At 40.6% G+C, this 3,055-nt stretch carries 2 protein-coding genes and 1 pseudogene; all 3 read left to right on the top strand.

The annotated features are described in order from the left end of the window. Positions 1–213 (top strand): annotated as a pseudogene (locus tag ACLNCN_RS04300) (fructose-6-phosphate aldolase); the annotation flags it as partial. 17 nt (positions 214–230) lie between these two features. Then, complete coding sequence (locus tag ACLNCN_RS04295) at positions 231–1,319, top strand: glycerol dehydrogenase (protein ID WP_261071135.1); 1,089 nt, start codon at positions 231–233, stop codon at positions 1,317–1,319. Between the two features lie 349 nt (positions 1,320–1,668). Beyond that, positions 1,669–3,055: leucine--tRNA ligase (leuS, locus tag ACLNCN_RS04290; RefSeq protein WP_424844699.1), on the top strand; the 1,387-nt coding region annotated here is incomplete at its 3' end.

Here is a 3,055-nt window from a genome sequence, read left to right as displayed (position 1 = left end):
CTTGCTATTGATAGACAGAACTCTCCTAGTAAGATTTTAGCCGCATCCTTTAAAAATGTAGCACAAGTAAATAATGCTTTAGCTGCAGGTGCGCATGCTGTTACAGCAGGAGCAGATGTTTTTGAATCAGCTTTCGCCATGCCATCTATCCAAAAGGCGGTTGACGATTTTTCTGATGATTGGTTTGTTATTCAAAATAGTCGTTCCATCTAGGTAGAGAGGAAATACATATGAGAATTTTTGCTAGCCCTTCTAGATATATTCAAGGGGAAAATGCCTTGTTTGAAAATGCCAAATCAATATTGGATTTGGGAAATCGTCCTATTCTATTATGCGATCGGTTGGTTTATGATATTGTTGGAAAACGATTTGAAGATTACCTACATAGGTATGGTTTCCATATTGTTCTAGCTCAGTTTAATGGTGAAGCTTCTGACAATGAAATCAATCGAGTTGTTGCCTTAGCTGAGAAAGAGAATTGTGATAGTATTATCGGACTTGGTGGTGGAAAGACGATTGATAGTGCAAAAGCTATTGCAGATTTGATTGAAAAGCCTGTTATTATCGCTCCAACCATTGCATCGACAGACGCACCTGTATCTGCTTTATCTGTTATTTATACAGATGAAGGTGCATTTGATCATTATCTATTTTATTCTAAAAATCCAGATTTAGTTTTGGTTGATACAAAAGTTATTTCACAAGCTCCTAAGCGTTTATTAGCGTCTGGTATTGCAGATGGTTTAGCAACTTGGGTTGAGGCGCGTGCAGTCATGCAGGCAAATGGAAAAACTATGTTAGGACAACAACAAACGTTGGCTGGAGTTGCAATTGCGAAGAAATGTGAAGAAACGCTGTTCGCAGATGGTTTACAGGCCATGGCAGCTTGTGAGGCTAAAGTTGTGACACCAGCATTAGAAAACATTGTTGAAGCTAATACTCTATTGAGTGGTTTAGGTTTTGAAAGTGGAGGATTGGCTGCGGCGCATGCAATTCATAATGGTTTTACTGCATTGACAGGTGACATTCATCATTTAACACATGGTGAAAAAGTAGCTTATGGAACCTTGGTACAACTTTTATTGGAAAATAGACCAAAAGAAGAACTTGATAAGTATATTGAGTTTTACAAAAAAATTGGTATGCCAACAACTCTAAAAGAAATGCATTTAGATCAAGTTGGATATGATGATTTAATCAAAATTGGTAAACAAGCAACTATGGAGGGTGAGACAATCCATCAGATGCCGTTTAAGATTTCGCCTTCAGATGTTGCACAAGCCATTATCGCTGTAGATGCATATGTAAATTCGCAATAAACAATAAGGACTACTGTTTTACAAATGGTAGTCTTTTATTTATCATCATATTGTATCCGAAGCTCTTTATAAATCAGGAAGCAATACAGGTTGTCAGATATTTATTGTAAAAACATTAATTAGTATTCCAGTTTTATCTTCGGTCTAAAATGAGTATTTTGTGCTATACGAGATAAGCTTCTTGGTTTACTCCTTGATTTTCTGCATAATAATGGGATAAAAAGTGGGAGATAGAGCAATTCATAGTTATCAAAATTAATGAAATACAGTATACAGTTTTTTCTTTTAACACATTTCAAATTCCCTCAAAAATGGTATAATAGTAACATCACAAAATTGGAGAGAGACCATGAGTTTTTACAATCATAAAGAAATTGAGCCTAAGTGGCAGGGCTACTGGGCAGAACATCATACATTTAAGACAGGAACAGATGCATCAAAACCGAAGTTTTATGCTCTTGATATGTTTCCTTATCCGTCTGGAGCGGGTCTGCACGTAGGACATCCAGAAGGTTATACCGCAACGGATATCCTCAGCCGTTTCAAACGTGCGCAAGGATACAATGTCCTTCACCCAATGGGTTGGGATGCTTTTGGTTTGCCTGCAGAGCAATACGCTATGGATACAGGTAATGACCCAGCAGAATTTACAGCTGAGAACATTGCCAACTTCAAACGCCAAATCAATGCGCTTGGATTTTCTTATGACTGGGATCGTGAAGTCAATACAACAGATCCAAACTACTACAAGTGGACCCAATGGATTTTCACTAAGCTTTACGAAAAAGGCTTGGCCTATGAAGCGGAAGTGCCAGTAAACTGGGTTGAGGAATTGGGAACAGCCATCGCCAACGAAGAGGTTCTTCCTGACGGAACTTCTGAGCGTGGAGGCTATCCAGTTGTCCGCAAGCCAATGCGCCAATGGATGCTCAAAATCACGGCTTACGCAGAGCGCTTGCTCAATGATTTAGATGAACTAGATTGGCCGGAGTCTATCAAGGACATGCAACGCAACTGGATTGGGAAATCAACTGGTGCTAATGTAACTTTTAAAGTTAAGGGAACAGACAAGGAATTCACAGTCTTTACCACTCGTCCGGACACCCTTTTCGGTGCGACTTTCACTGTTTTGGCTCCTGAACATGATTTGGTTGACGCTATCACAAGTCCAGAGCAAGCAGAAGCAGTAGCAGACTATAAACACCAAGCTAGCCTCAAGTCTGACTTGGCTCGTACAGACCTTGCCAAAGAAAAAACTGGTGTTTGGACTGGTGCTTATGCCATCAACCCTGTCAATGGTAAGGAAATTCCAATCTGGATTGCCGACTATGTTCTTGCTAGTTACGGAACAGGTGCCGTTATGGCTGTGCCTGCCCACGATCAACGTGACTGGGAATTTGCCAAACAATTTGACCTTCCAATCGTAGAAGTACTTGAAGGTGGAAATGTAGCAGAAGCTGCCTACACAGAAGATGGCCTTCACGTTAATTCAGACTTCCTAGATGGACTCAACAAAGAAGACGCAATTGCTAAGATTGTGGCTTGGTTGGAAGAAAAAGGCTGTGGTCAAGAGAAGGTGACCTACCGTCTCCGCGACTGGCTCTTTAGCCGTCAACGTTACTGGGGTGAGCCAATTCCTATCATTCATTGGGAAGACGGAACTTCAACAGCTGTTCCTGAAAATGAATTGCCACTTGTCTTGCCTGTAACCAAGGACATCCGTCCTTCAGGTACTG

The organism is Streptococcus sp. CL8.13 (assembly GCF_049737895.1).
The sequence above is the reverse complement of the archived record's forward strand: the minus strand, read 5'-3'. Positions and strand labels throughout refer to the sequence as shown.